The sequence below is a fragment of the Psychrobacillus psychrodurans genome (genome assembly GCF_050209195.1).
In the GTDB taxonomy this organism is placed as follows: domain Bacteria; phylum Bacillota; class Bacilli; order Bacillales_A; family Planococcaceae; genus Psychrobacillus; species Psychrobacillus psychrodurans.
Window position 1 is genome coordinate 113,772 of record NZ_CP189791.1, and the last position, 23,570, is coordinate 137,341.

General features: G+C 35.4%; 30 protein-coding genes. 21 read left to right on the plus strand and 9 right to left on the minus strand.

Going from position 1 to position 23,570, the window contains the following annotated elements; translation table 11 throughout:
• Position 1: 1 nt before the first annotated feature.
• Positions 2-574 (minus strand): GNAT family N-acetyltransferase, encoded by a 573-nt coding sequence (locus tag ACQCPR_RS00570; RefSeq protein WP_427137911.1) that lies wholly within the window; start codon positions 572-574, stop codon positions 2-4.
• A 152-nt stretch (positions 575-726) separates the two neighbouring features.
• On the opposite strand from ACQCPR_RS00570, the gene ACQCPR_RS00575 reads away from it, so the two are divergent.
• The 7 genes from ACQCPR_RS00575 (at position 727) to ACQCPR_RS00605 (ending at position 5,304) form a co-directional block, all read left to right on the plus strand.
• Positions 727-924, plus strand: coding sequence for a PLDc N-terminal domain-containing protein (locus ACQCPR_RS00575; RefSeq protein ID WP_093495415.1), 198 nt, complete (start codon positions 727-729; stop codon positions 922-924).
• Complete coding sequence (locus ACQCPR_RS00580) at positions 921-1,826, plus strand: ABC transporter ATP-binding protein (RefSeq protein ID WP_090570556.1); 906 nt, start codon at positions 921-923, stop codon at positions 1,824-1,826. The genes ACQCPR_RS00575 and ACQCPR_RS00580 overlap by 4 nt, the downstream gene beginning before the upstream one ends.
• Positions 1,819-2,601, plus strand: a complete 783-nt coding sequence (locus ACQCPR_RS00585) for an ABC transporter permease (protein WP_427137912.1) — start codon at positions 1,819-1,821, stop codon at positions 2,599-2,601. The genes ACQCPR_RS00580 and ACQCPR_RS00585 overlap by 8 nt, the downstream gene beginning before the upstream one ends.
• Before the next feature lie 18 nt (positions 2,602-2,619).
• Entirely contained in the window at positions 2,620-3,324 is a 705-nt protein-coding gene (locus ACQCPR_RS00590) for a CBS domain-containing protein (protein WP_093495412.1), read from the plus strand.
• Between the two features lie 89 nt (positions 3,325-3,413).
• Positions 3,414-3,686, plus strand: a complete 273-nt coding sequence (locus ACQCPR_RS00595; RefSeq protein ID WP_241600360.1) for a hypothetical protein — start codon at positions 3,414-3,416, stop codon at positions 3,684-3,686.
• A 183-nt stretch (positions 3,687-3,869) separates the two neighbouring features.
• Positions 3,870-4,496, plus strand: a complete 627-nt coding sequence (locus ACQCPR_RS00600) for an NAD(P)-dependent oxidoreductase (protein ID WP_427137913.1) — start codon at positions 3,870-3,872, stop codon at positions 4,494-4,496.
• 10 nt (positions 4,497-4,506) lie between these two features.
• Positions 4,507-5,304, plus strand: coding sequence for a metallophosphoesterase (locus tag ACQCPR_RS00605; RefSeq protein WP_427137914.1), 798 nt, complete (start codon positions 4,507-4,509; stop codon positions 5,302-5,304).
• A gap of 47 nt (positions 5,305-5,351) precedes the next feature.
• Here ACQCPR_RS00605 and ACQCPR_RS00610 read toward each other — a convergent pair whose 3' ends face one another.
• The 7 genes from ACQCPR_RS00610 to ACQCPR_RS00640 all read right to left on the minus strand — a co-directional run bounded on the left by ACQCPR_RS00610 (position 5,352) and on the right by ACQCPR_RS00640 (position 11,378).
• Positions 5,352-5,540 (minus strand): CsbD family protein, encoded by a 189-nt coding sequence (locus tag ACQCPR_RS00610; RefSeq protein WP_090570570.1) that lies wholly within the window; start codon positions 5,538-5,540, stop codon positions 5,352-5,354.
• 64 nt (positions 5,541-5,604) lie between these two features.
• Positions 5,605-6,345, minus strand: a complete 741-nt coding sequence (locus ACQCPR_RS00615; RefSeq protein ID WP_427137915.1) for a hypothetical protein — start codon at positions 6,343-6,345, stop codon at positions 5,605-5,607.
• Positions 6,345-6,875 (minus strand): RNA polymerase sigma factor, encoded by a 531-nt coding sequence (locus ACQCPR_RS00620; protein ID WP_427137916.1) that lies wholly within the window; start codon positions 6,873-6,875, stop codon positions 6,345-6,347. Before ACQCPR_RS00620 ends, ACQCPR_RS00615 begins: the two co-directional genes overlap by 1 nt.
• A 105-nt stretch (positions 6,876-6,980) precedes the next feature.
• Positions 6,981-7,580, minus strand: coding sequence for a response regulator (locus ACQCPR_RS00625; protein WP_427137917.1), 600 nt, complete (start codon positions 7,578-7,580; stop codon positions 6,981-6,983).
• 5 nt (positions 7,581-7,585) lie between these two features.
• The gene (locus ACQCPR_RS00630; RefSeq protein WP_427137918.1) at positions 7,586-8,716 is read right to left on the minus strand and encodes a sensor histidine kinase; all 1,131 of its coding nucleotides are present in this window, start codon (positions 8,714-8,716) and stop codon (positions 7,586-7,588) included.
• 86 nt (positions 8,717-8,802) lie between these two features.
• Entirely contained in the window at positions 8,803-9,855 is a 1,053-nt protein-coding gene (locus ACQCPR_RS00635; protein ID WP_427137919.1) for a fatty acid desaturase, read from the minus strand.
• 356 nt (positions 9,856-10,211) lie between these two features.
• Positions 10,212-11,378, minus strand: coding sequence for a tyrosine-type recombinase/integrase (locus ACQCPR_RS00640; RefSeq protein ID WP_340878699.1), 1,167 nt, complete (start codon positions 11,376-11,378; stop codon positions 10,212-10,214).
• A gap of 123 nt (positions 11,379-11,501) precedes the next feature.
• Between ACQCPR_RS00640 and ACQCPR_RS00645 the strand changes: the two genes are divergently transcribed.
• The 11 genes from ACQCPR_RS00645 (at position 11,502) to ACQCPR_RS00695 (ending at position 16,571) form a co-directional block, all read left to right on the plus strand.
• Positions 11,502-11,798, plus strand: a complete 297-nt coding sequence (locus ACQCPR_RS00645; RefSeq protein ID WP_340928214.1) for a hypothetical protein — start codon at positions 11,502-11,504, stop codon at positions 11,796-11,798.
• The gene (locus ACQCPR_RS00650; protein ID WP_340878701.1) at positions 11,798-11,920 is read left to right on the plus strand and encodes a CD1375 family protein; all 123 of its coding nucleotides are present in this window, start codon (positions 11,798-11,800) and stop codon (positions 11,918-11,920) included. The genes ACQCPR_RS00645 and ACQCPR_RS00650 overlap by 1 nt, the downstream gene beginning before the upstream one ends.
• Before the next feature lie 86 nt (positions 11,921-12,006).
• The gene (locus ACQCPR_RS00655) at positions 12,007-12,375 is read left to right on the plus strand and encodes a hypothetical protein (RefSeq protein WP_340878702.1); all 369 of its coding nucleotides are present in this window, start codon (positions 12,007-12,009) and stop codon (positions 12,373-12,375) included.
• 448 nt (positions 12,376-12,823) lie between these two features.
• Positions 12,824-13,327 (plus strand): zinc-dependent metalloprotease family protein, encoded by a 504-nt coding sequence (locus ACQCPR_RS00660; RefSeq protein ID WP_340878703.1) that lies wholly within the window; start codon positions 12,824-12,826, stop codon positions 13,325-13,327.
• Between the two features lie 36 nt (positions 13,328-13,363).
• The gene (locus ACQCPR_RS00665) at positions 13,364-14,017 is read left to right on the plus strand and encodes a hypothetical protein (RefSeq protein ID WP_340878704.1); all 654 of its coding nucleotides are present in this window, start codon (positions 13,364-13,366) and stop codon (positions 14,015-14,017) included.
• A 294-nt stretch (positions 14,018-14,311) separates the two neighbouring features.
• Positions 14,312-14,599, plus strand: a complete 288-nt coding sequence (locus tag ACQCPR_RS00670) for a hypothetical protein (protein WP_340878705.1) — start codon at positions 14,312-14,314, stop codon at positions 14,597-14,599.
• A gap of 91 nt (positions 14,600-14,690) precedes the next feature.
• Positions 14,691-15,236: a phage holin family protein gene (locus ACQCPR_RS00675; RefSeq protein WP_340878706.1), complete on the plus strand. Its 546-nt coding sequence runs from the start codon at positions 14,691-14,693 to the stop codon at positions 15,234-15,236.
• A complete protein-coding gene (locus ACQCPR_RS00680) occupies positions 15,233-15,511 on the plus strand; it encodes a phage holin (protein WP_340878707.1) in 279 nt (92 codons plus the stop codon). Before ACQCPR_RS00675 ends, ACQCPR_RS00680 begins: the two co-directional genes overlap by 4 nt.
• 20 nt (positions 15,512-15,531) lie before the next feature.
• Positions 15,532-16,035, plus strand: coding sequence for a M15 family metallopeptidase (locus ACQCPR_RS00685; RefSeq protein ID WP_340880778.1), 504 nt, complete (start codon positions 15,532-15,534; stop codon positions 16,033-16,035).
• Positions 16,036-16,048: 13 nt separating this feature from the next.
• Positions 16,049-16,315 (plus strand): hypothetical protein, encoded by a 267-nt coding sequence (locus ACQCPR_RS00690; RefSeq protein ID WP_340878708.1) that lies wholly within the window; start codon positions 16,049-16,051, stop codon positions 16,313-16,315.
• A gap of 67 nt (positions 16,316-16,382) precedes the next feature.
• Positions 16,383-16,571, plus strand: coding sequence for a hypothetical protein (locus ACQCPR_RS00695; protein WP_340878709.1), 189 nt, complete (start codon positions 16,383-16,385; stop codon positions 16,569-16,571).
• A 176-nt stretch (positions 16,572-16,747) separates the two neighbouring features.
• Here the strand turns inward: ACQCPR_RS00695 and putP are convergent, their stop codons facing one another.
• Positions 16,748-18,235 carry a sodium/proline symporter PutP gene (gene putP, locus ACQCPR_RS00700; RefSeq protein WP_340878710.1) on the minus strand — a complete coding sequence of 496 codons (1,488 nt, stop codon included), beginning with the start codon at positions 18,233-18,235 and terminating at the stop codon, positions 16,748-16,750.
• A gap of 132 nt (positions 18,236-18,367) precedes the next feature.
• On the opposite strand from putP, the gene ACQCPR_RS00705 reads away from it, so the two are divergent.
• The 3 genes from ACQCPR_RS00705 to ACQCPR_RS00715 all read left to right on the plus strand — a co-directional run bounded on the left by ACQCPR_RS00705 (position 18,368) and on the right by ACQCPR_RS00715 (position 23,399).
• Positions 18,368-19,531 (plus strand): exonuclease SbcCD subunit D, encoded by a 1,164-nt coding sequence (locus tag ACQCPR_RS00705; protein ID WP_427137920.1) that lies wholly within the window; start codon positions 18,368-18,370, stop codon positions 19,529-19,531.
• Positions 19,528-22,608: an AAA family ATPase gene (locus ACQCPR_RS00710; RefSeq protein ID WP_427137921.1), complete on the plus strand. Its 3,081-nt coding sequence runs from the start codon at positions 19,528-19,530 to the stop codon at positions 22,606-22,608. The genes ACQCPR_RS00705 and ACQCPR_RS00710 overlap by 4 nt, the downstream gene beginning before the upstream one ends.
• A gap of 269 nt (positions 22,609-22,877) precedes the next feature.
• Positions 22,878-23,399: a nucleoside deaminase gene (locus ACQCPR_RS00715; RefSeq protein ID WP_427138886.1), complete on the plus strand. Its 522-nt coding sequence runs from the start codon at positions 22,878-22,880 to the stop codon at positions 23,397-23,399.
• The last annotated feature ends 171 nt before the right edge of the window (positions 23,400-23,570 follow it).

Below are 23,570 nucleotides of genomic sequence, written 5' to 3' on the forward strand. Positions count from 1 at the left end.
TTTAATCTGCGAAAACGGTTTTCACCATATGATGAAAAGGCTCACCAATAATTGTCCAAGGACATAGGGTAACAAATCCTAAACGATTATACAAGCGGATAGCAGCATCTTTTTCAAGCTCCACATTCAAGGATAGTTTCCCGCCCCCAGAATCTTTCACTAATTGCTCTGCGTAGCTCAATAATGTTGTACCTATACCATGTCCACGATATGTCGGGTCAACTACAACTGTATCGATATACCATTCTCCAGGTGCAGTTTCTGGGTCTATTGTAACAGCAGTACCTTTTTTATTAGAAAGGTATGCTTCTAAATTTGCATCTAGGATAATTGCCTGCTCGGCAGTATAAAATACCAATACCCCCGCGACACGTCCATTCATTTCTGCAATATACGTATTTAAATAAGAGTGTCGATTATCCGTACGTGTAAATAGTTGTATAAATTCATTGTATATGGCAGTTTTTTCTGTTTCTCCAGTCATCTGCCTCGAGATGTCTCCGATAGCCTCCATTATAAGTGGGATAGCTTCGGTTGCATCTTCTTTGTAAGCTTTTCTAATCAATACTTCCATTATATATTCACCTTCCAACTTTTCATTATACCATAGCGACTCTTAAAGTACTTAAAGACAGTAGAGGGTAAATAATAATAGAAAGATTTGAAAATATTTGAAACTTTTCTGTTCTATATGTAGTAGAATAGAAAAAGAGAGGGGGAATAACGATGGAATGGGATTCTGTACCTTGGTTGCTCATCTTACCTGTACTAATAATTCAATTATTATTAGTCGTGGTAGCACTGATAGATCTGTTACGCGTAAAGAATACCAATGGATCAAAGTGGATGTGGGCGATTATTATTATTTTAATCAGTATCATTGGACCTGTTATTTATTTTATAGTTGGGAGACGAAATGAATGAAAACATTACTTCATGTTCAGGGGCTAACAAAGGATTACGGGAATGAAAAAGCAGTAGATCAAATTACTTTTTCACTAAATAAAAATACTGCAACCGCTTTAATTGGACCAAACGGTGCCGGAAAGACGACTACTCTGTCTATACTAGCCGGACTATTAAGACAAACAAGTGGAACAGTAGTGATTGATGGGGACTTAAAAGGAGATAGTCGAAAAGAGATAGGATTCTTACCACAATATCCTCAATTTTTTTCGTGGTTAACAGCACTTGAATTTATTGAAATGGTAGCAAAGTTAAGTGGACTAGATGGAAAATTCACTAAATCACAAGCAGTAAGAACATTAGACTTTGTTGGCTTAGGCGATGCTAAAAATAAAAAAACAGGAACATTCTCTGGTGGGATGAAACAACGATTAGGTTTAGCCCAAGCAATTGTGCATAAACCAGGGTTACTTTTACTTGATGAGCCTGTTTCTGCCTTGGATCCAGTGGGAAGACGAGAAGTTTTGAATTTATTAAAAGAACTACAAGAGCATACAACCATTTTATATTCTACCCATATTTTAAATGATGCAGAGGAAATGACTGATCAGTTGTTATTTTTAAGAAAAGGGCAATTAGTAGAGCAAGGATCGTTAAAGGAAGTAAGAGACAAGTATGCAAATCCATTATTTAAAATTCTTTTTTCGGATTCGGAGGAAGCAGCAAAGTTTATCGAAATCGCTCCATGGCCTGCTAGACAGGAGAATGAGATTGTTTTTATTCATCTTTTGGAAAACAAACCACTGATGAATGAGGTATTACAAGTACTTGCTAATAGTAACCTACGATTATCAAGGGTAGAGCGAGCATCAGCTAGCTTAGAAGAAATATTTTTACAGGTGGTGAATAAGCATGAATAATTTCTCTATACTATTTCAAAAAGAGTGGCGTGAAAATGTACGAAACTTTAAGATTCTTTGGATACCACTTGTATTTATCTTATTCGGTATTTCCGAACCATTAATGTATCATTATTTACCACAAATTTTAAATGCTGTTGGAAATATGCCAAGTGATATGGTGTTTCCATTGCCAGATTACACACCTGAACAAATAATTATGTCAACAATTGGTCAGTATCAATTTATAGGGATGTTAATTGTAGCGTTTGGATTTGCAGGAATCATTGCTAGAGAACGCAGAAATGGAACAGCAACTATGTTATATGTAAGACCGATTGCTTATACTAGTTATGTGTTTAGTAAGCTAGCCATTATGTGTATCTTAATTATTGGAAGCGCATGTATTGGTCTTTTAGCAAATGTCTATTATACGTATATTTTGTATGGAGCAGTAGATGCAGTTGCGTTTATTGGATTCTTAGGAACGTATAGCATCTGGTTATTATTTGCTATTAGTGTTGTTATTTGTGCCAGTGCGGCTTTTCCTACAGGAATTGCTTCTGTTATATCAATTTTTTGGTTGGTAATCCTGCAATTAGTGGATGGTCTGCTTGGTGCTTACTGGACCATTTCACCTTGGAAGTTACCAATGTATGCAGGGCAAATTTTAACTGGAAGTTTTGACAAAACACCGTATTTATGGAGTTTATCTGTAACAATACTGATGGTTGTATTGTTAATAGTAGGAGCCATATATATAGCTAAGAGAAATGTAGCTAAAGCAAAAATATAATGATGGGTAGTGATTTAGATGGTGGCTCGTAATTCTGATCGATTTATTGTATCCTACAACCGACTAGACCAATTGATGAAGGATCTGATTGGTACAAATGAGCATATGGCATTTTTTCGTTTAATTGATTTTGCTAAAAAGAAAAACGCAATTATTAGAAGATATGAAGCAGATTTACGGGAGTATGGGGACTTAAGAAACGCCATAATACATCATCGTACATCTTTAGAATTTGCTATTGCTGAACCTCATGATGAAGTTGTGACAAAAATGGAAGAAATCGAAAGCGCATTAGCTAAACCGATTACAGTTGCTCAAATGTTCCAGACAAATGTGACGATTTTTCAAGAGACAGATTCCCTTAGTTACGCACTAAAGGTTATAAAAGATAAAAAGTACAATCAATTTCCTGTATACAGTGGGAAAACATTTAAAGGACTTGTTACCCCGGTAGGCATTACTATGTGGATGGCTAGAAAAGTGGATTCAGAATCCTTTTCGAGAAAAAGAACGATGTTATCGGAAATACTAGCACATGAAAGTACTAGAGATAATCATCGTTTTATACAAGCAGAGGCATCCGTTTTCGAGGCTGTAGAGATCTTTAAGTCATCTGTAGTGAAGGGCAGACGTTTAGAAGCACTTCTTATTACAGAAGATGGTAAATCCAGCGATAAATTAATAGGGATTGTAACTCCTATGAGTTTACTGAAGATAGAATAATTCTTATGGGGTAGTCTTTTTCTTAGAAACTGTCATAATATTAATGTAGACACTAAAGTGCCTAACGAAAGTTGAAAAGGGGGGATATAATGGATTCTTTAGAGAAAGTGCAAGAACAGGGCTATGAGAACCATGAAAAAACTAGTAAAGACATGTCCGTTGGAGATTGGTTAATAACAATGCTTATACTAATCATACCAATCGTCAATCTTGTTATGCTGTTCATCTGGGGATTTGGGAATCCTGATCCAAGACGTAATTATGCACGAGCTTCACTTATTTGGATGGCAATTGGTATCGGACTTATGATTATTTTTTATGGAGCAGTATTGGCATTTATTTTATCTTTCAATAATTATTAATTATTTCCTGGGAAATAACATAGTTCGACATAAAAGAGTGTTCCTTCGTATAAGAAGGAATGCTCTTTTTGATGTTATACTAAGAAAAGCGGAAGGTGCCCTCTGCCTTGACAGTTTGTCTGAAGCGTCTCGAGAGGCTAGCACCTGAAGTAAGAAAGATACATAAAAAAGGAGATGGCATAGATGAAAGTAGCACTCTTTGGAGCAACCGGACGTGTGGGAAATGCTATTCTCACGTTATTATTAGAAAAAAATATAAAAGTTACCTCATTAGTAAGAAATCCTGAAAGAGTGCAACCTCAGGATGGTTTAACCGTCCTACAAGGCGATGCAAGAAATATTGAGGATATAATAGAAACCCTTGCAGGAGTGGATGCAGTTATAAGTGCACTCGGCACCGATAAAACAAGTGTATTAACAGATTCCATCACACATATAATTTCTATTATGCATAAGCAGCAACTAAAGCGAATTATTACAATTGGTACTGCAGGAATATTGGATAGTAGAGAAGAACCAGGTTTTCTAAGATATCAATCACCTGAATCTAAGCGTAAATCTACAACAGCTGCGAAAGAACACCATAAAGTGTTTGAATCATTAAAAGCTAGTTCACTGGATTGGACAATTGTTTGTCCGACATATTTACCATCTGGAGCCGCAACAGAAGAATATATTGTACTGAGAGATAAGTTGCCAACAGAAGCGATTCAAACCACAACAGGAGATACCGCTTTATTCACTGTAAATGAGCTATTGAATAATGAACATATTGGCTACCGAGTAGGAATCATGAGTCCACAATATTAGGAGAAAATAAATGAAGAAATTTTTAATGTTTATCGTAGCGGTCATCATTCTACTGTACATAAGCAATAGTTGGATTCAGACTACTGAAATTAGCGTAGAGTCGCATAGAGTTCCTACTAGTTTCGATGGAGTAAAGATACTGCAAATTTCTGACTTACATGATGCAACTTTCGGAGATAATCAGGAAAAACTAGTAAAGAAAGTAAAGAAAACAGACCCGGACCTTATTTTTATAACTGGAGACCTTATAGATAGTAACCGATATAACTTAGAACAAAGTTTAGAATTGGTAAGACAGATTGTGGATCTTGCTCCCATCTATTATGTGACGGGAAATCATGAAATCGCTACTAATGATATCGAGAATATAAAGAATTCATTAACTGAACTAGGGGTAAATGTACTTTCTAATGAGGAACAAATAATTGAGCATAAAGGGGAAGATATTCGTATCATTGGTATTGAAGATCCTCTTAATGGGATTCTAGTGAATGAGGCTTTAAGTCAATTTGAGGAGAGTGATTTATTCACTCTCGTGCTATCCCATCGGCCAGAGACCTTTCAAGATTACGTTGATTACAAAATGGATGTTGTTTTTTCTGGACATGCACATGGAGGACAGTTTCGACTTCCAGGTCTAGGAGGGCTAGTTGCACCAGGACAGGGTCTATTCCCGAGCTATACAGCGGGAATGTACAGCGAAAATACTACACATATGATTGTAAGTAGAGGACTAGGGAATAGTGCTATTCCTGTAAGAATATTCAACTCACCAGAAATCGTTGTGGTAACCTTAAAAAGCTTGTAAATAAAAAGACCGCTGAATAGAGTATATTGTCAGCGGTCCTGCTTTTATCAATGATCTTTTTTACGGTCGTGGCGATCTTTTAATTCTCCAACTTCTTTTTGAACTTCACCTTTTAATTTATCTATTTTACCCTCTGCTTGCAATTTATGATCGTCGGTTGCATTACCAAATTGGTCTTTTGCTTCTCCTTTAGTTTTGTTCACTGCACCCTTTACTTTGTCGGATAATCCACTCATGTATATTCCTCCTCCAAATTTATTAACTCTACTTTTTATTTACCCTGGAAGAGGAAATCTAAACTTACTCTATTATTTCAAACTCTTGCAGCATAGCGTAGAATCTTGCACCATGGCCTTCTGCTGCCTCTAAAAAGTATTTCTCCGTAATGATAAAGCTCCCGCCATTTAAGTTATCAATAACATATACGTTTGTAACAGGGCTATCCCATTCCGATCCGCTAATGCCGTGTAATTTAAAGCCATCTAATGGTTCTGTAACAGATTCTGCCGTAACTTTAGTATATTCTGAAGCAAGCTCTGTTTTTAGAGTAGATATCATTGTATCAGGGGAAACGTCCTTATATTGTTTTATTTCCATTGATACTTCTGGATACCTTTCTTCTAGTGGTTCTTTTGTTGTGATAACATCAGATTCTTCGCCTTTCACAAGCTTATAACGCTCTTCATCGATATAAATAATGTACTCGGAATCTTTTCCTTCCTGCAGGTTTACATCTGTTTCTTCTTCGCTTCCTTCGATACTTTGAATAATCTCTTTTTCTGGAATGAATATATCTTTAATTTGTTTAATAAAAGCACTGCCTGATTCCGTTTGTGTGCTAAACAAAATCATTACACCAGCAGCTGCAGCAATAACAATTGGAATTACCTTCGATTTCTTTTTCACTTTTTTATCCCTTCTGCTTTTCGATTGGAAAAGCTCTTGATCTATATGGTTCCAAATTTCATCCTTTAATGTAGAAGAAGTTTCCTCCGTATGATCAAAGATCTCTTTTTTTACTCGCTTATCTAATTGATCCATTATTGGCTTCCCTCCATTTCTATCATCTCTAATTGAGTCTTTAACAAGTTTCTCCCATTAAATAGCCTGGATTTCACAGTATTATGATTCAAATTTAAAATAGCAGCAATTTCTTTTTCCGAAAAGCCTTTTATATATTTCAGTAATATAGGAATACGATATAAGTCAGCCATATTTTGAATCACGCTATACAAGTCCGACAGATTCTCTTTCGAATGCTCAGTCAGTAGTTCATTATCTTCCATTGTAGAAGTATCCACTGAGGGGGTCTTTTTCTCTTTATTTATGATACGATAACACTCATTTACTAAAATGCGATAAAACCATGCATCAAATGATAAATTGGAATTATAGGAAGATATATTGCGATATACTCTTATAAAAGTTTCTTGCACGGCATCCTTTGCATGTTCATCATTTCTAGTAATTGCTTTTGCTGTTCGAATCGCGTAATTTTCATACGTATCATAGAACTGTTTAAAAGCATCACGACTGCCATTTATAATTCCTTCTAAGATGTCATCATTCATGTACGCTTTTTCACTCCTTTCACTATATATACCCTGCGAGTTGGCAAAAAGTTTAGTCCAAAATAAAAAAAGCTCAAAGCAATTTGCTTTAAGCTTGTACCATTATTATTTAAACCATCCTTTTTCTTTAAATCTAGAAATAGCTTCTATTCGATTTCCAACGTCTAGTTTATCTAAAATGACGGAGATATAGTTGCGGACAGTACCAGTTGTGATAAACAGCTCACTGGCAATTTCTTTAGTGTTTTTTCCATTTGCGATTAACCCCAGCACCTGACTTTCGCGGTCTGTAAGTGGATTTTCCTCTTCGTAAGCCATGTCAACAAGCTCAGGAGCATATATTCGACGACCATCCATGATTACACGAATAGAATTTGCTAGCTCTTCACTTGGGCTATCCTTCAATAAGTATCCATTAACGCCCGCTTTACGTGCACGTTCAAAATAACCAGACCTTGCGAATGTGGTTAAGATAATCACTTTACAATCATTTTCTTTTAGTTCCTCCGCTGCATCCAATCCAGTTTTGATAGGCATCTCAATATCCATAATACAAACGTCTGGTTGTAATTGTTCAATTAGTTTCAATACTTCTTCACCATTATTTGCTTTTCCAACAACTTTCATATCCTCTTCTAGATCGAGTAGCGATCCAAGAGCACCTAGTACCATTCGCTGATCTTCTGCAATGACAATTCGTATCATGTCTATTATTCCTCCTGACTGGGTTGTTGTATAACGTTAGGAACACGTATATTCAATGTAGTACCGTTTTTTGAATGAATATCTAATGTCCCATTCACAAATTCTAGTCGTTCTTTAATACCTAGAAGACCATGTCCCTTTGACAGACTTTTTTTCTCTTCTAATCCTTTACCATTGTCATATACCTTTAGCAATGTTTCCTTCGCCGATTGTTTAATGGATATTGAGCAGGAAGTAGCGCCACTATGCTTTACTACATTATTTACTGCTTCTTTTAAACACATACTGAGAACATTTTCTACTAGTAGAGGTGTCTTCACTAATTTAGATGAGCCAGTAACGGTGCACTTTATTTGCGCGGCATTTAGGATTTGATTGATCCGGAATAATTCCTCTTCCAGTTTTGTTCCACGCATATTTGTTACGAGTTCTCGAACTTCTTTTAAGACTGAACGTGCCGTCTGGTTTATATCCAATATTTCAGTTTTAGCAGCTTCAGGGTTCTTTTCAATCAATCGGCTGGCCAAATCACTTTTCAGCCCGATAAGGGAGAGCTTTTGTCCAAGTGTGTCATGCAAATCTCGTGCAATTCGCTCTCTTTCCTCAACTATAGTATACTGAGAAATTTTGATTTGCGCTTCTTCTAATTGACCTTCCAGTGCTTCACGCTGATTTCGTGTATATGTATTAAAGGGCAACAGAATAACTCCGATTAAACAAACTATTAGAAAAGGTAAATGAGAGAGAAATAAGTCGGTTTGGATGAAAAAACCTATAATAACAGCCGCAATAGTTGCTACTAAATGAATACTATAAATAACAAAGAAGCTCAATCGTCTTTTTATATTCCCAATGAAAAAGGATAAGAAAATGGAGAAGTATATGTAACCATATAAATAAGTCATCCAAACACTGATGGAGATTTCTAAAGCAACGAAAAAATATAATAACCAGCCTTTAGTAGAAAAAGATAGTCGGTAGGAAATAAAAAATAATAACGTCAGTGCTAACCCTATAACTATCTCTACTGGACCCGTAGATCTAAATATAAAAAAGAATGGAAAGATACAAAAAACAATCCAAGCATAAATACTTAACCAAGGATATTTGGGAAATATTTGATACCATTTGGGCAATTATCTCACCTCTTCTAGTTAAACTTTTCTCCATTATAATGCAAAAACCATTCCTAGGTAATTCTGGGAATGGTTTTTGCAGAATTTTACTTACTTTCAAAGGTTGAGTTTTTTGAATCTAACTTTACAGCTCGATTAGAATTATTTAATAAGTGTTTTATCTGTTTAAAGTTCACAAAACTCTTATTGTCTTCATCGAATAGTCGGAAATGGATAGACTCCAAACTCTTACGTAAGTTAATTGTAGTAGCCTTGTGTAAAGGAGGTGTAGAATCATGAGCTTTTTCTAAGTTATAGTTAGGAACACGTGGACTTAGATGGTGCACATGGTGGAATCCAATATTTCCAGTTACCCATTGTAAAATCTTAGGTAACTTGTAATAAGAACTTCCCTCTATAGCAGCTTTTACATAATCCCATTCGGACTCATCTTCGAAATAAGAATCCTCAAATTGATGCTGAACATAAAATAACCAAATTCCTAATGAACCAGCAACGAAAAGTATAGTTCCTTGAATGATCGCAAATGCCTGCCATCCAATTAACCAAATCATTAATGCATAAATAACAATTACTGAAATATTAATGAGATACGTATTGTTACGTTCTTTGCCACGAGCACCTTTACGGTTAATACGATTGCTAACTAAGAAAAGTAACGCCGGTCCTAAACCGAACATAACAATAGGATTTCTATATAGTCGATAAGAAAGTCGCTTCATTGGAGATGCTTCAATATATTCTTCAACAGTCATCATCCAAATATCGCCGACTCCACGTTTATCTAAATTTCCACTAGTAGCATGGTGGATATTATGCTCACGTTTCCATTTTTCATAAGCGAAGAGCGTAATGATTCCTGTAATTGTTCCAGTAATATCATTGGCTTTTTTATTTTTAAAGAAAGATCCATGTGTACAATCATGAAAGATAATAAAAATACGAACGACAAACCCAGCAGCGATAACAGATAAAGCAACGGTTAGCCAAACAGATACATCTAAACTTATATATGCTAAAAACCATAGAATAAAAAATGGTGGAATAGTGTTAATTAGTTGGACAATACTCTTTTTTAACTCCGAGTTTTCAAAAGGCTTTACATTTTTACGTAATTCAAGCGTTTTTTCTCTGCTCATTGTATTCCTCCTATTAAGAATTATTATCTTAATAATAAGGAAAATCGAAAATTAGTAGTAGGCATAAACGTCAAGTCATAAGTATGACAAGTGTCATATAGGACATATAGGTTATATAACTTTAGTAACTGGCTATTGTCTTTTTAGATATTCTTTCTTAATCAATTTTCGAGCAAAAAAAGCTGACCAAAGATTCGGCCAGCTTTTAAATAAACATATTAACGATCTTTTTTCAACAAACGTAATGTTTCATCGAATAGAATTTTTCAAGTGTGATAATAACATTCAAAACCCTTGATATAACTCAATTTCAGTAATGTTTATTGAAGATTCCACAATGGACTGAATACCAAATATCAAAAATTGATGTATTTAGCGAACTTCTCAGCAGTGTTATCTTTCATCTTTTGAGTAACATGCGTATACACATTCATGGTCGTTTTTATATCAGTATGGCCAATGCGATCTTGCACATCTTTTATACTTGCTCCAGCTTCAAATAGAAGAGAAGCATGAGTATGTCTAAATCCATGGATAGTAATGTGCGGAAATTCATATTTCTTTATCAAAGTTTTTAGTTGTTGGTTGGGATATGTGGTCACGTGATAACCGTTTGTAGATCTTTTATCTGTGGAAGTTAAAACAGGTTGATTAGGATTAAAGGATGTATTAATTCCATACGTCAAAAGTAATTTAGTTTGCATTTTCCGCCACTTATCAAGTGTTGCTAACGTTTTGTCATCCACACTTATAACACGTTTAGACTGAGCAGTTTTAGGAGTCTGAAGGTATTTTAATGAATCTTCAGTTGCTGCAAGTGTTTTATTAAAGCGAATTGTCTTTTCTTTGAAATCAATATCATCCCACGTTAAAGCTAGTACCTCACCTTTTCTTCCTCCAGTGAAAGCAAGCAATCTAAATAGAACATATACTTTCATGTTTTCATTTTTTTTAATGGTATTCAAGAAATGTTCTAATTGTTGCTTATCGTAAAAATTCTCCAATTGTTCTTCCTTGTCCACTTTTGTTACTGGTTTAGGCTTGATAATTTTTCGCATTGGATTATCATCTATGATTTTTAGAACAGTTGCGTGATCCAACACCATTTTTACATAACTCGAATACGTTCTGAAATTAACATAATGCTTGGACCATCCATTAATGACCTTTTGACAGTAAGTCGTATTAATCTTTTCAATAGAAAGAGAACCGAACTTAGGAAGTATGGCCACTTTAAACATATTTACTGTCGTATTAACGGTCGAAAGTTTCACAGTATGCCTATAGTTCTCTAACCACAATTCATAGACCTCTATAAAAGTCATCTTTTCATTCGATTTAAAGCCATTTGCCTCAATATCTAGTTCTAGCCTAGCTAGGGTTAATTTCGCTTCTTTCATAGAAGAAAATCCACGTCTTGTTGTACGTTTAGGTTTACCAGTAAGAGGATCTGTACCAAGATAGACATTAAACATGAAGGCGGTAGATCCGTCTTTTTTTGTGTATTTTTTTATAGTAGTCATTTTGTTTCTCTCCTTATATGTCCGGGCAAGGGCAATTAAGGGAGAGTGCTTAGTTATTTTTTTTACTTTCTCTAACCGCTCTAATACTTAATAAATTAAATATCAGCATGGTTTTTTCGTCTGGTGATAATTCCTCATAAAGAAGTGGGGTACGTTATATTTAATAATGGAGTCCCTTGGATTGAACAACCGGCAAATAATATTCCTTATCCGGGAGCAACAATGGAAGAATCGGCGCAAAATCATATTAACAAAATATTAGCGGACTACGCATTACCTCCAACTAACCCCATAGAAGATCAATTGAATGAATTAATGATAGCTGTCGCAGAATTAGGCATGTCTGCAGAGCAGGATAAGATGGAGACCCAAGTTGCCATAGCTGAATTAGCAATGTTAGTAACAGGAGGTGAAGTATAATGGCTAAAATTTACTACAATCTCATAACTGCAAATCCTCCACAATGGACGATTGAAAATGTACCAACACGTTGGAAATCAGACGTACAAACTTTATTAGATGCAGATGAAAACGCAGCTTAAAGCTAGCGTTATTTTTATTGTCGAATTATGAAACTTTTCTATTCTCTTGCCGTATATATCATAGAATACGGAGAGGAAGTTTTTTTATGAGAGAAAACAAATTTATTTTTATATTCCTTGTTGTGGTAATGGTGGCGTTAGGAATCTATGTAGCATTTTCAATTCCTGAAGAAGAATTGAAAGGTGTCTTAGTATCCTTAGCGCAGTTAAATGTTGCTATCTCTGTTGGTGTTGGCGCATTATCTATTGGTTATGCGCAAGATAAAAAACTACAAAGCAAACTCACAGAAGCTACCATTGTGATTGCTTTTACGAGCTTAATAACTTTTTTGATAGCACAAATAGATTTGTTTTTGCTGGTGAATAAAATTTATCTTATCATAAACATACTTGCAATGTGCGTCGTATTAATACTGACATTAGTCGTTACCCAAGAGAGTAAGAAAATTAAATAAACAAAAGTAGGAGCATCCATTTGGGTGCTCTATTTATGTCTTCGTAACATAAAACTCAGCATAAGCTAGCGTTATTTTTGTGACAGCAGTATTGGGGGGAGAAATTCTTTACACTTTATCCCTTCAATTCAAAATTTATTTACTTCTTTATTATTTCATGTTTTAAATGAAAGTTGTTTAAGTAAAATGCCTTTTAAAGATAGTTTTTATTAGTAACTTTCACAACTTGATTTAATAGATTGTGATAGTTTACAGTGTTATGATTTAGGTGGTTGGCCGACCAAAAAAGTATACAGGAGAAAACTAATCGATGAAAAAAAGTTCTCAAGTTTACTACTAATATCAGTACTACTGTTTTCCTTAGGAGCTCCATCTGCTTTTGCTCAATATGGTTATGAGGTTACATTTTAAGTAGATACATAAATTGGAAAGATAGGAGGATGATTACATGAAAAAAAGTTTGCTGTTTTTTTGTTGTTTAGTATTAGCAATGATAATAACTTATCCTACAAATTCAAAAGCATACGTGCTTAATAATCAAAACGTTGGCTATAACCCTCAATATACGAATTTATCTTCAGCTAATGCTTATTTGCCTCATCTTAAGAATGCTGAAAAATGGACTTATACGGGTGGTAAAGTATTTCTTTCAGAATATACTGGCAGTGGTACCGTAAATATTTATCAAGGATTTGTTGATACGGACAATGGAACCTATGGAGTTTGTTATTATAATACTAGTCGTGAAAGTGATATTCGTTATTATAGATTATTTAAAAATGCTTCTCCTGCTGTCAGAAATGAAACGGTAGTTCATGAAGTTGGTCATGCAATTGGTTTGCGTCATACTCAAACTGTAAATGATGCCAATGCAGTAATGAGAGAATTTGGATTTAATAATATAGCAGCTCCATTATCTGACGATAAAGCAGGAATTAATGCTAAATATTGATTATGTATATAAATATAGAAAAGGTGGTGCATGATTGTGAAAAAAATACTTGCTATAACAGGGGTGTTATGTGTTTTTTTAGTTGGATTTTTAATTTTTGATAACAAGGAGGAAAAATCGGCTAATAGTGATGAACAATTTGATAATGGTATGGCAGATCATTTATTTGATGGGAACTTAATCTTAGATGCAAAAATGGATGAATTTCCTGATTTAAATACTGTTGAAAGTCAAACAGATATTATTGTTATTGGTAAAAAGGTTAAGCAAGAAGAGCCGACAATTAAATATAGTCAAGAAGGTCGAATTGATATAGCTTATACTCTGTCTAATTTTTCAATTGAGAAAGTTATAAGTGGAAATTCGGTTACCCCAGGAACAGAAATTACAATTCTGGAAAATGAAGCATATAATGAAAAAGAGGATGTAACTTATAATATTGCTGGATATGAATTGATGAAAACAGATAATGAATATTTATTGTTTTTAAGACAATCGGAAACAGATCCATATTATCTAGTGACGGGTGTTAATTATGGGAAAGTTCCTTTACAAGATGAAACTAGCGTTTTAAAGAATTCTTTACAAAAAGCAAAATCTGATTATGCAAAAGAAGTATTGTCAAGAATGGCTCAACAAGATTCTATTAGAGAAGAAGCATTAAAAAAATATGCTTCAAGCTTAGAATAACTTTCTTGCATTTTGTTAAAGTAATGAGTATTGAAAATATAGGGTAATCTGACTAAAGAGAGTAGCAATAGCTACCCTCTTTTTTTTCTTTGACTTCGAGTTGTAAATAATGCTTTACATTGGACCTAAAAATGATAATCAGCTTGAGGGTAAGTGTCAACGGTAAATGTCTCACTGAGGCAAAGCTATTGTTACTAAGCATTAGGAACATTATGTGTCGTAACGATTGTTAAATATCTAGGCAGGATTCCCTTCCTCTTTTGTCGAATTGTGAATAAAAGGGGAGTGACTGCTATGAGAGTAGAGTATCAGATTAACATTGAATATGCAGATGGTGAACAGAGCAAACACTTATCATACAGTTTTGATAGTGTTGAGCAAAGAAATGTAGTTTATCGTACTATTTGCACCGAACTTGAAAATGATCAAGTGGATATGAATTACTTGAGGCATAATAGTGGAGTGACAGTTTCAGCATATAACCATAGTGACCCATATAAAGGAGAAATAGCACAAATAGTTCCTCATGCTTCATTCAAAATAGAGGTTTTAGATAAAATATTATCTATGGTTAAAAAATAATCAACACTGAAGGGCATCCAATTGGGTGCTCTTTTATTTATTTATCCATAATCTGAAGGGGGACTGAGGATGATGGAAGGAGAGAAAGCAGGTGACACGTTTGCAGATAACTGGATTTAAATCTATTGGAGCATTAATTGCAAGCTTCGGTATGTATATGCTACAAATCGTAAACGAGGCCATTGTGGTACTCGTTTTTCTAATGTTATTAGATATGGTAACAGGTGTCATGAGGTCTTTTATGACCGAGAGTTGGAACAGTATGGTGGGAATGTCTGGTGTTATAAAAAAAGTAGCCATATTCGTCCTTATAGGTATGGCTGGAGCTGTAGAATATGTAGCTTTGTCTGCAGGACAAGACAGCAAGGGGCTTGTAATTCTTGGAGTGACAAGTTTTTTCATTGTCAATGAATGCATATCGATATTGGAGAATACCGCACAAATCGGGTTACCTATTCCACCAATCCTTTATAATGCTTTAGAAAAACTTCATAAGGCGCCTACTGGAAAAGAAATAAGTATTGATCGCCATCCTGAATTGGCTCGTTTGGATAAACTTACATTGCTTAAGGAAAATGAAATTTTACAAAGTGAAATACTAAAGAAAGAAACAGACACTAAGGAGGAAACACAATGAAAATCAACTGGAAAGTACGTTTTAAGAACCCTGTATTTTTATTTCAATTAGTGTCTGCAATACTGTCGCCAGTATTAATTTACACAGGTTTAAGTCTTGCCGACATTACTACTTGGGCGACATTAGGTGATTTATTTGTGCAAGCATATTCAAATCCAGTTTTACTGGGGACTATGATTTATGCAGGATATAATGCTGTTACAGATCCGACGACTCGAAGTCATTCGGATTCTCAACAGGTAATGCGATATGACAAACCTAAAGAGGTGAAATAATATGACTGTATCATTAAAAAATTCTTGTAGATCGTTCTGTTAAACGTTTAGGAGATGTTCATCCTTCTTTAAAAGAATACACTGTAGAGTTACTCACTCGATGTTATAACGAGGGTATATTAGTTCAAATATCATCTGGATTCCGTTCAAATGAGGAACAAGCCTATATCTATGGTCAAGGTAGACCTTCGTATACTTGGAACAATAAAAAATATGGTTCTAGTGGATCTATCGTATCAAAAGCTAAACCTGGTACGTCCGTTCACAATTATGGTCTAGCTATCGATTATTTTTTAGTTAGTGACGACGGTAATCAATCATTGTGGACGGTCAATGATAAATGGAAACGGGTAGGAGCTATCGCTAAATCTATGGGATTTGAGTGGGGTGGAGATTGGACAAGTTTTAGAGACTATCCTCATTTGCAATTTACCAAGGGATTGTCTATCGCTCAATTGAAAGCTGGTAAACGTCCAACATTTCCAAGAGGAAAAATATTACACAAACTAGAATTATTAGTATAGGAGGTGATGAAAATTGATAAATATAGAAGTTAATGTGGAGCAAGATGAAATTCGAAACTACATTAATGAAAAATTAGATGAATCTTTGCGACAAACTTTATTCACTTGGGACATTATAGAAATAGCTAAAAGAACTTGTATGAGCAGAACATTTCATGAACAAGAATTTCTACATGATTCTCGAATGAAATTATTAGAACGTCGCAAAGAAAAAGGAAAACGATTTTGGTTCTATGAACCGAGCTTAAAGGTAATGCAAGAAATAATGGACGAGTGGTAATCAAAAATAAACTACGTTGACAGGCGGTTTTATCATAGTACTACTTATATTAACGGGGGTGTAATCCATGAGAAGAATCCGAACTGTAGGAGCTTTACTAGAATATCTTCAATCAATCAATTGTCCAATGAGTAGATCCACAGTTGATAAATTAATTAGAACAAATGAAATTCCTTATATTCGTGTTAGTAGTCGAGTACTGATTTTTGATTTAGATGCTATTGATAAGTGGCTATCTGTGGATAGTAAAATTTAAACATCAATATAAAAAACAGCACCTCTAAAATAGAGATGCTGCATACATATAAAATAATTACCCTTGCCCAGTTATTGAATACCATTTGAATACCAAACACTAAGTATTCATTGAACTACATTGTGTTGGTGACTTTTACAAATTCGCACTATTACTGGCTTTTGATGTTGATTAACTTATTCTTTACTCGACTTCAACAAACGTAATGTTTCATCAAATTCTTTTTCAATCTCCGCATTCGGCTTGTATGTCATTAAGCTGACTACAACCGCAACGATTAATGCAAGTACAAAACCAGGGACGATTTCATATAATGCTCCAGAAAGTGCATCATTTGTACCCCAGACTACAACAACTACAGCACCTACGACCATACTTGCTAATGCACCAGCTGAAGTAATTTTTCTCCAGTAAAGTGTTAGTAAGATAACTGGACCAAATGCTGCACCAAAGCCTGCCCATGCAAATGCTACAAGACCTAAGATTGTTTCATTTTGTTCCCAAGCAAGAATTGCAGCTGCAATGGAAACAACTAATACAGCGATACGACCATAGTTGACGTACGTTCTGTCAGATGCATCTGTTTTAATAATTGCTTTGTATAAATCTTCTATTAATGCGGAAGAAGTAACGATTAACTGAGAAGAAATTGTACTCATAATAGCAGCTAAAACTGCAGCTAATACTAAACCAGCTATAAATGGATGGAAAACAACTTGTCCTAGTGCGATGAATATTGCCTCAGGACTTGATAGTTCTAAATCCGGATTTTGTTGGTAATACGCAACCCCTACTAGTGCTGTTGAAATTGCACCTACAAGACTTAAAATCATCCAACCAATACCGATTCTACGAGCTTGTTTAGTTTCTTTAACAGAACTAATAGCCATAAAGCGAACGATAATATGTGGCTGACCAAAGTAACCAAGTCCCCAAGCTATAGAGGAAATAATACCGGCAGCTGTAGTACCAGCGATTAAACTTAAATGAGTTGGGTTCACAGCTTTAATAGATTCCACTGTTTCACCAATTCCACCAGTCATAAATACACCAAAGATCGGTACACATATTAATGCAAGGAACATAAGCAGCCCTTGAAGGAAATCTGTATAACTAACAGCAAGGAATCCTCCAAATAATGTATAAGCTACAACTACTGCAGATACAACTAAAAGTCCTGTATGATAGTCTAAACCGAATGAGCTTTCAAAGAAAACTCCTCCTGCTACCATTCCAGAGGATACATAAAACGTGAAAAATAGTAAAATAATTAAACCAGATGCTACACGTAATAAACGAGATGATTGCTTTAAACGACTTTCTAAATAACTAGGAATTGTAATAGAATTGCTTGATACTTCTGTATATACACGAAGTCTTGGTGCTACATAAAGCCAGTTAAGATAGGCACCTATTGTAAGGCCTATTGCAATCCAAGCTTCACCCATACCTGATAAGTAAATTGCACCAGGTAAACCCATTAGTAACCAACCAGACATATCTGCAGCTCCCGCACTAAGTGCAGTAACAGCAGGACCTAGTGAGCGTCCGCCGAGCATGTAATCCGTTAAATTGGCAGTCTTTTTGTAAGAGTACCAGCCAATTGCTAACATAGCGATCATATAAATAATAATGGCCGCGAGTTGATAAGTTTCTGTAGACATGTTAACATCCTCCTCCCGATTGTTATCATAACACGGTAAGATTTAAGGTGCATTAAATATTTTGCAATACCCACAATTTACTATTAATTTAGAATGATGAAATAAACCTATTTAAAAAAGGAGTGTATATCTTTGAAATTTTTCCATACAGCAGATTGGCATCTTGGTAAATTAGTGCAAGGTGTATATATGACCAACGATCAACGCATTGTATTACAACAATTTCTTGAAGCAATCGATATAGAAAAACCAGATGCAGTGATTATTGCGGGGGATTTATACGATCGAGCTGTTCCCCCAACGGAAGCAGTGCATCTACTAGATGAAATGTTTGCAGAGATTGTGTTAAAACGTAAAACCCCCTTATTAACGATTGCAGGAAATCATGATAGTCCTGGTCGCTTAAACTTTGGTAGTAAGCTCATGAAAGAAACAGGCTTACATATTGTGGGTCAATTAAGTCGAAATATGCAGACTATCATTTTAAATGATACATACGGAGAAGTGCATTTCCACCTTGTACCATACGCAGATCCTTCGCAAGTTCGATACCTATTGGAAGAAGAGACAATTATTACACATAACCAGGCCATGAAAAAAATAATAGAATCAATAGAAGAGACAATGGACAAAACGAAAAGGCATGTGTTTATAGGACATGCATTCGTGACTCCTCATGGTCAAGAAGAGGAAAATACAAGTGATTCTGAACGACCTTTAGCTATAGGTGGAGCAGAATATGTAGATGCAAATCTATTCGAACCTTTTCATTACACAGCTCTAGGACATTTACACCAAGCTCACTACGTATTAAATGAAACAATTCGATATTCGGGATCCCCGTTGAAATATTCAATTTCGGAGGAACACCATAAAAAAGGCTTTTTGATCGTGGAGATAGATGGAAAAGGAAAAACGACTGTGGAAAAACGACTACTTGAACCTACTCGGGATATGCGGACAGTAGAGGGATTCCTGCAGGATATTTTAAAACAAACAGTTAGTGAAGACTATGTGTTTGTAAAACTATTAGACGATACGCCAATTCTATCTCCGATGGAGCAAATACGAACAGTCTATCCTAACGCCATGCATGTGGAACGAAAAATTTTCCAATTAATAGGTTTGTCAAAAGAACAAGAAGTTGGAAGGACGAAAAAGGATGAATTCACATTATTTCGTTCGTTTTACACCGAGGTCAGTGGAAAAGAAGCGTCTGAAGAAACTGAACAAATTTTTAAAGAAGTATTAACTCTATTAGCACAGGAAGAGCGGGAAGGAGGAAAAATTAATTGAAACCAATTCAACTGAAAATGAGTGCCTTTGGACCATACAAACTTACCGAAACGATTGATTTTACAGAGCTAAATGAAAATCAGCTTTTTGTTATTTCTGGAGCAACTGGGGCTGGAAAAACGACTATATTTGATGGGATTTGTTTCGCGCTTTACGGTGCCGGAAGCGGAGAGGATCGCCGCGATACGAAAATGATGCGAAGCGATTTCGCAACAGATGATACACATACTTCTGTTGAGTTGATTTTTGAGATTCATAATCGACGTTACCGTATTTTGCGACAGCTACCTCATGTGAAAAAAGGCAATAAAAGTGCAACAGGTGAAAGATACGAATTTTTTGAGATACAAGCAACAAGAGAAATACCAGCTGTAGAACGACAGATTGTATCGGAGATTAATAAAAAGGTAGAAGAAACCATTGGATTGACTTTAGATCAGTTCAGTCAGATTGTCATGTTACCCCAGGGCGAATTTAGAAAACTATTAACCTCTACGACTGAAAACAAAGAAGCAATATTACGCAAGATTTTTAAAACAGAACCATACAAAATGATTCATGAAAAGCTAAAAGAGAAAAAGGTAGTTGCAGAGGCGGAACTTAAAACAGAACAATTAACGCAGGAAAATTTCACGGAAAAAATTATTGCTTCATTTCCAAAGCGAGAGTCAAATCTTTTTCAAATAATAGAAGAAGATAACTTTAATATTTTTCAATTAGTGGAAGCATTAAAAGAAGAGACTAACTTTTATGAAGAGAAAATCACACTAGACGAACGTAAGTGTGAAGAAGCGTATGAAAAACATATAAACAAACAAAAGTCTTACCATGAATCTAAGATGGTAAATGACCGCTTCAATGAGTTAGAAGCAAAGGTGCAGCAGCTAGCAGACCTGGAGGCACGTAAAGAAGAATTCATACAGAAACAGCAACAATTAGATTTTGCTGACCTTGCAAGCAATATAGAGCCCGTCGAAAGTTATTTTAATGAGCTTGAGCTAGATGTAAAAGGGAAACAGAATTTATTTGAGAAATCGAAAATAGAAAAGGTTGCTGCAGAAGACAAATTGCAGCAAGTAGAAGCTGTCTTTATAAAAGAATCTAAAAATAAGGAAATTCGTGAAAAAAATATAGAGACAGTTATTCACTTAAGCGGATTATTACCTATATTTGAAGATTTAGAGATTAAAAAAACTGAGCTTTTAAGTTTAGAAAAAAATAACGAACAGTTGGAACAACAGCTTGAGAAAATCACTGCAAGTCTTCAAGGTCAAAAAGAAGCTAGTAAGCAACAAAAGCATCAAATAGAGATGTTAGAAGAACGTGTTGAATCTTTAGACAACAAAGGACAACAGCTTGCTTTGTTACAAACACAGCACAGTAAGCTGCAAGAATATAAGGTGGTTGATCAGCAACTAAATATACTTATTACGGAGGAAATAAAACAGCAAAACAAGTTCGAGCAATGTAAAGAAACATATGATGTCATTGAACAAAAATGGATAGGAAGTCAGGCAAGTATACTAGCATCTAAGCTAGTAATGGGAGAACCCTGTCCAGTATGTGGAAGTAAGAATCATATAGATTCACATGTTGCTACAGGAGAGCGTAAGGTGGAAGAAAGTGAGCTTCGCTTAGCGAAGGCAACACTTAATAAGGAAGAATCTACACTATTAACCTATAAAGCAAAAAAAGAGACAGCGGAAGCGCAAATACAAAAAGTACTCGTTCAGTTAGAGGAATATGAAGTAGATGCTGGATTAGTGGAGCAGGTAGAAACGGATCTACTAGATATGCAAAGAGAAGTTCAACAACTTCGTCTAGAAAAAGAAACACTGTCTTCATTGAAACAATCTTATAAAGATGCTTTAGCCAAAGTTGAAAAGCTAGAACAGGAAAAGCTAGATGTCGATACATTATACAGAGAGAAGTGTAGCCAAGCGAAGCAAGCAAAAGCTGTGTATGCATCAAAGTTAGATACAATACCTAGCCATATACCAACCCTACAGCATTTAAAAATAGAAATTACTCAGGCGAAGAAACAAAAAGATCTCTTCGAGCAAGCGTGGGAAGAAGCACAAAACAAGATGAAAATTGCCCAAGAATTAAATACAAAAGCCCAGTTGGTACTTGAGCATTCAAAAGTGTCTTTACAAGAAACTGAACTAAAACGAGAAAAAGCTCAAGAGCAGTTCCATAAAGCCTTAAACAAAGCATCCTTTGAAACTGTGGAAGCATATATGTCGGCGAAGCTACCTGAATCGGATCGGTCATTCTTGAAAATTCAATGTAATGAGTATAGACAACAGCTTCATACAGTAACGGAACAAGTAAGAGAAGGAAAAGTCCAACTTGAAAACAAAACAAAAGTGGAACTGGGACCTCTCGAGGAAGAGTTGCATCAGTTAAAAGAAGTATATGAGCAAGCTTTAGCAGAATGTAATAGTACAAAGGAATACGAAAAAGCAGGAAGAGAAATAGAAGAAAAGATTACCTCAACTAGTGAAAGGATTACACTATTAGAGGAACAAGTTCATCGAATTATGGACCTTTATGACATATTGAGAGGACATAATCAGCTGAAAATATCATTTGAACGATATGTGCAAATTGAGTATTTGGAGCAAATTGTCCAAGCTGCAAACGAACGATTAAAACATATGTCGAGTGGTCAATTCCAATTGCTACGAAGTGACAGACAAGAAACGCATGGGAAACAAAGTGGTCTGGGGTTAGATGTATACGATGCATATACGGGTCAAAAACGAGACGTAAAAACACTGTCAGGCGGAGAAAAGTTTAATGCCTCATTATGTCTTGCACTGGGAATGGCAGATGTCATCCAAAGCTTCCAAGGGAATATACGTATCGAGACAATGTTCATTGATGAAGGCTTCGGATCTCTCGATGAAGAGTCTCTAAACAAAGCAATTGATACATTGATCGACTTACAAAAGTCTGGTCGTATGATTGGTGTCATCTCCCATGTGGCAGAGCTAAAAGCAGCTATTCCTGCCATTTTAGAAGTTGAGAAACAAAAAGAAGGCTATAGTCGAACAAAATTTGTTTTTAAATGAGTCAATTTCATAATTACTTGTTTCATTTAAAAATACGAATGTTTATTTAATATCGTAATATAATATTCTTTTTTTAATAGCGATCCCGTTGATTGGAGTGTCAGGCGGCGACTCCAGCGGGAACAGCGCGAGCTGAAAGCCCCGTAGGAACGTGGTGACGAGGAGATTGAAGCCGTGCCCGCGGAAAGCGTCCGCCTAGAGCGGAAATCAGCGTTGTTCGGATTTAACTATATAATATTCTTTATGAAATAGATTCAAATAGAGGAGATATTCAAATGGATCAGGATAGAGTCTTCTTAGAGTTGGCATTGGAAGAGGCGGAGAAAGCACTTCAGGAGAATACGTATCCGGTAGGTGCGGTTATCGTAGATGAGGATTTCAACGTAATTGGTAAAGGTAGAAATAGAGTGCATACTAGCCAAGATATTACGGCGCATGCTGAAATAGAAGCAATTCGAAATGCAGGGTCCACAATGTTTGATGCTAAAATTAACAACAAAAAGTTCACGCTTTATAGCACATTAGAACCTTGTCCTATGTGTACCGGAGGAATTTTGTTTGCTAAAATTCAACGAGTGGTCTGGCTACTAAATGACGACCAAGGATTCGGGGGATATAAAAAGATAAAAGATTCCTCAGTTTTTCTAGAAAAGTTTAAAAGGGTGGAAATGCTAGAGGAACCATTGGAAGATTTGAAAAAGAGACAGTTAGATTTAATGACAAAGTGGGCAACGAATCCTAATAATGTGGTTTCACTACGTAAGAAGGCGCAAGTAGCAAGTATTAATTAATCCTATAGAAGTAAATTTAAATGTGCCAAGAACATTTAATTCGTAAAACTTTAAAACTGGTGATATCAGGGAGTGAGTAGCCATCATGCTGCGGAGCTATCTAGTCATAAGACAATAATCTACTATATAATAAGTATTACAAAATGAAATAATTGGGAACGGAGAAATATA

Coding starts and splice junctions, on each gene's coding strand:
- ACQCPR_RS00635 (WP_427137919.1), bottom strand. CDS start 9,855: ATGAGCAGAGAAAAAACGCTTGAATTACGTAAAAATGTAAAGCCTTTT.
- ACQCPR_RS00670 (WP_340878705.1), top strand. CDS start 14,312: ATGAGAGTAGAGTATCAGATTAACATTGAATATGCAGATGGTGAACAG.
- ACQCPR_RS00625 (WP_427137917.1), bottom strand. CDS start 7,580: ATGATACGAATTGTCATTGCAGAAGATCAGCGAATGGTACTAGGTGCT.
- ACQCPR_RS00680 (WP_340878707.1), top strand. CDS start 15,233: ATGAAAATCAACTGGAAAGTACGTTTTAAGAACCCTGTATTTTTATTT.
- ACQCPR_RS00640 (WP_340878699.1), bottom strand. CDS start 11,378: ATGACTACTATAAAAAAATACACAAAAAAAGACGGATCTACCGCCTTC.
- ACQCPR_RS00570 (WP_427137911.1), bottom strand. CDS start 574: ATGGAAGTATTGATTAGAAAAGCTTACAAAGAAGATGCAACCGAAGCT.
- ACQCPR_RS00610 (WP_090570570.1), bottom strand. CDS start 5,540: ATGAGTGGATTATCCGACAAAGTAAAGGGTGCAGTGAACAAAACTAAA.
- ACQCPR_RS00620 (WP_427137916.1), bottom strand. CDS start 6,875: ATGAATGATGACATCTTAGAAGGAATTATAAATGGCAGTCGTGATGCT.
- ACQCPR_RS00595 (WP_241600360.1), top strand. CDS start 3,414: ATGGATTCTTTAGAGAAAGTGCAAGAACAGGGCTATGAGAACCATGAA.
- ACQCPR_RS00695 (WP_340878709.1), top strand. CDS start 16,383: ATGAGAAGAATCCGAACTGTAGGAGCTTTACTAGAATATCTTCAATCA.
- ACQCPR_RS00580 (WP_090570556.1), top strand. CDS start 921: ATGAAAACATTACTTCATGTTCAGGGGCTAACAAAGGATTACGGGAAT.
- ACQCPR_RS00590 (WP_093495412.1), top strand. CDS start 2,620: ATGGTGGCTCGTAATTCTGATCGATTTATTGTATCCTACAACCGACTA.
- ACQCPR_RS00650 (WP_340878701.1), top strand. CDS start 11,798: ATGGCTAAAATTTACTACAATCTCATAACTGCAAATCCTCCACAATGG.
- ACQCPR_RS00605 (WP_427137914.1), top strand. CDS start 4,507: ATGAAGAAATTTTTAATGTTTATCGTAGCGGTCATCATTCTACTGTAC.
- ACQCPR_RS00600 (WP_427137913.1), top strand. CDS start 3,870: ATGAAAGTAGCACTCTTTGGAGCAACCGGACGTGTGGGAAATGCTATT.
- ACQCPR_RS00655 (WP_340878702.1), top strand. CDS start 12,007: ATGAGAGAAAACAAATTTATTTTTATATTCCTTGTTGTGGTAATGGTG.
- ACQCPR_RS00585 (WP_427137912.1), top strand. CDS start 1,819: ATGAATAATTTCTCTATACTATTTCAAAAAGAGTGGCGTGAAAATGTA.
- ACQCPR_RS00660 (WP_340878703.1), top strand. CDS start 12,824: ATGAAAAAAAGTTTGCTGTTTTTTTGTTGTTTAGTATTAGCAATGATA.
- putP (WP_340878710.1), bottom strand. CDS start 18,235: ATGTCTACAGAAACTTATCAACTCGCGGCCATTATTATTTATATGATC.
- ACQCPR_RS00575 (WP_093495415.1), top strand. CDS start 727: ATGGAATGGGATTCTGTACCTTGGTTGCTCATCTTACCTGTACTAATA.
- ACQCPR_RS00615 (WP_427137915.1), bottom strand. CDS start 6,345: ATGGATCAATTAGATAAGCGAGTAAAAAAAGAGATCTTTGATCATACG.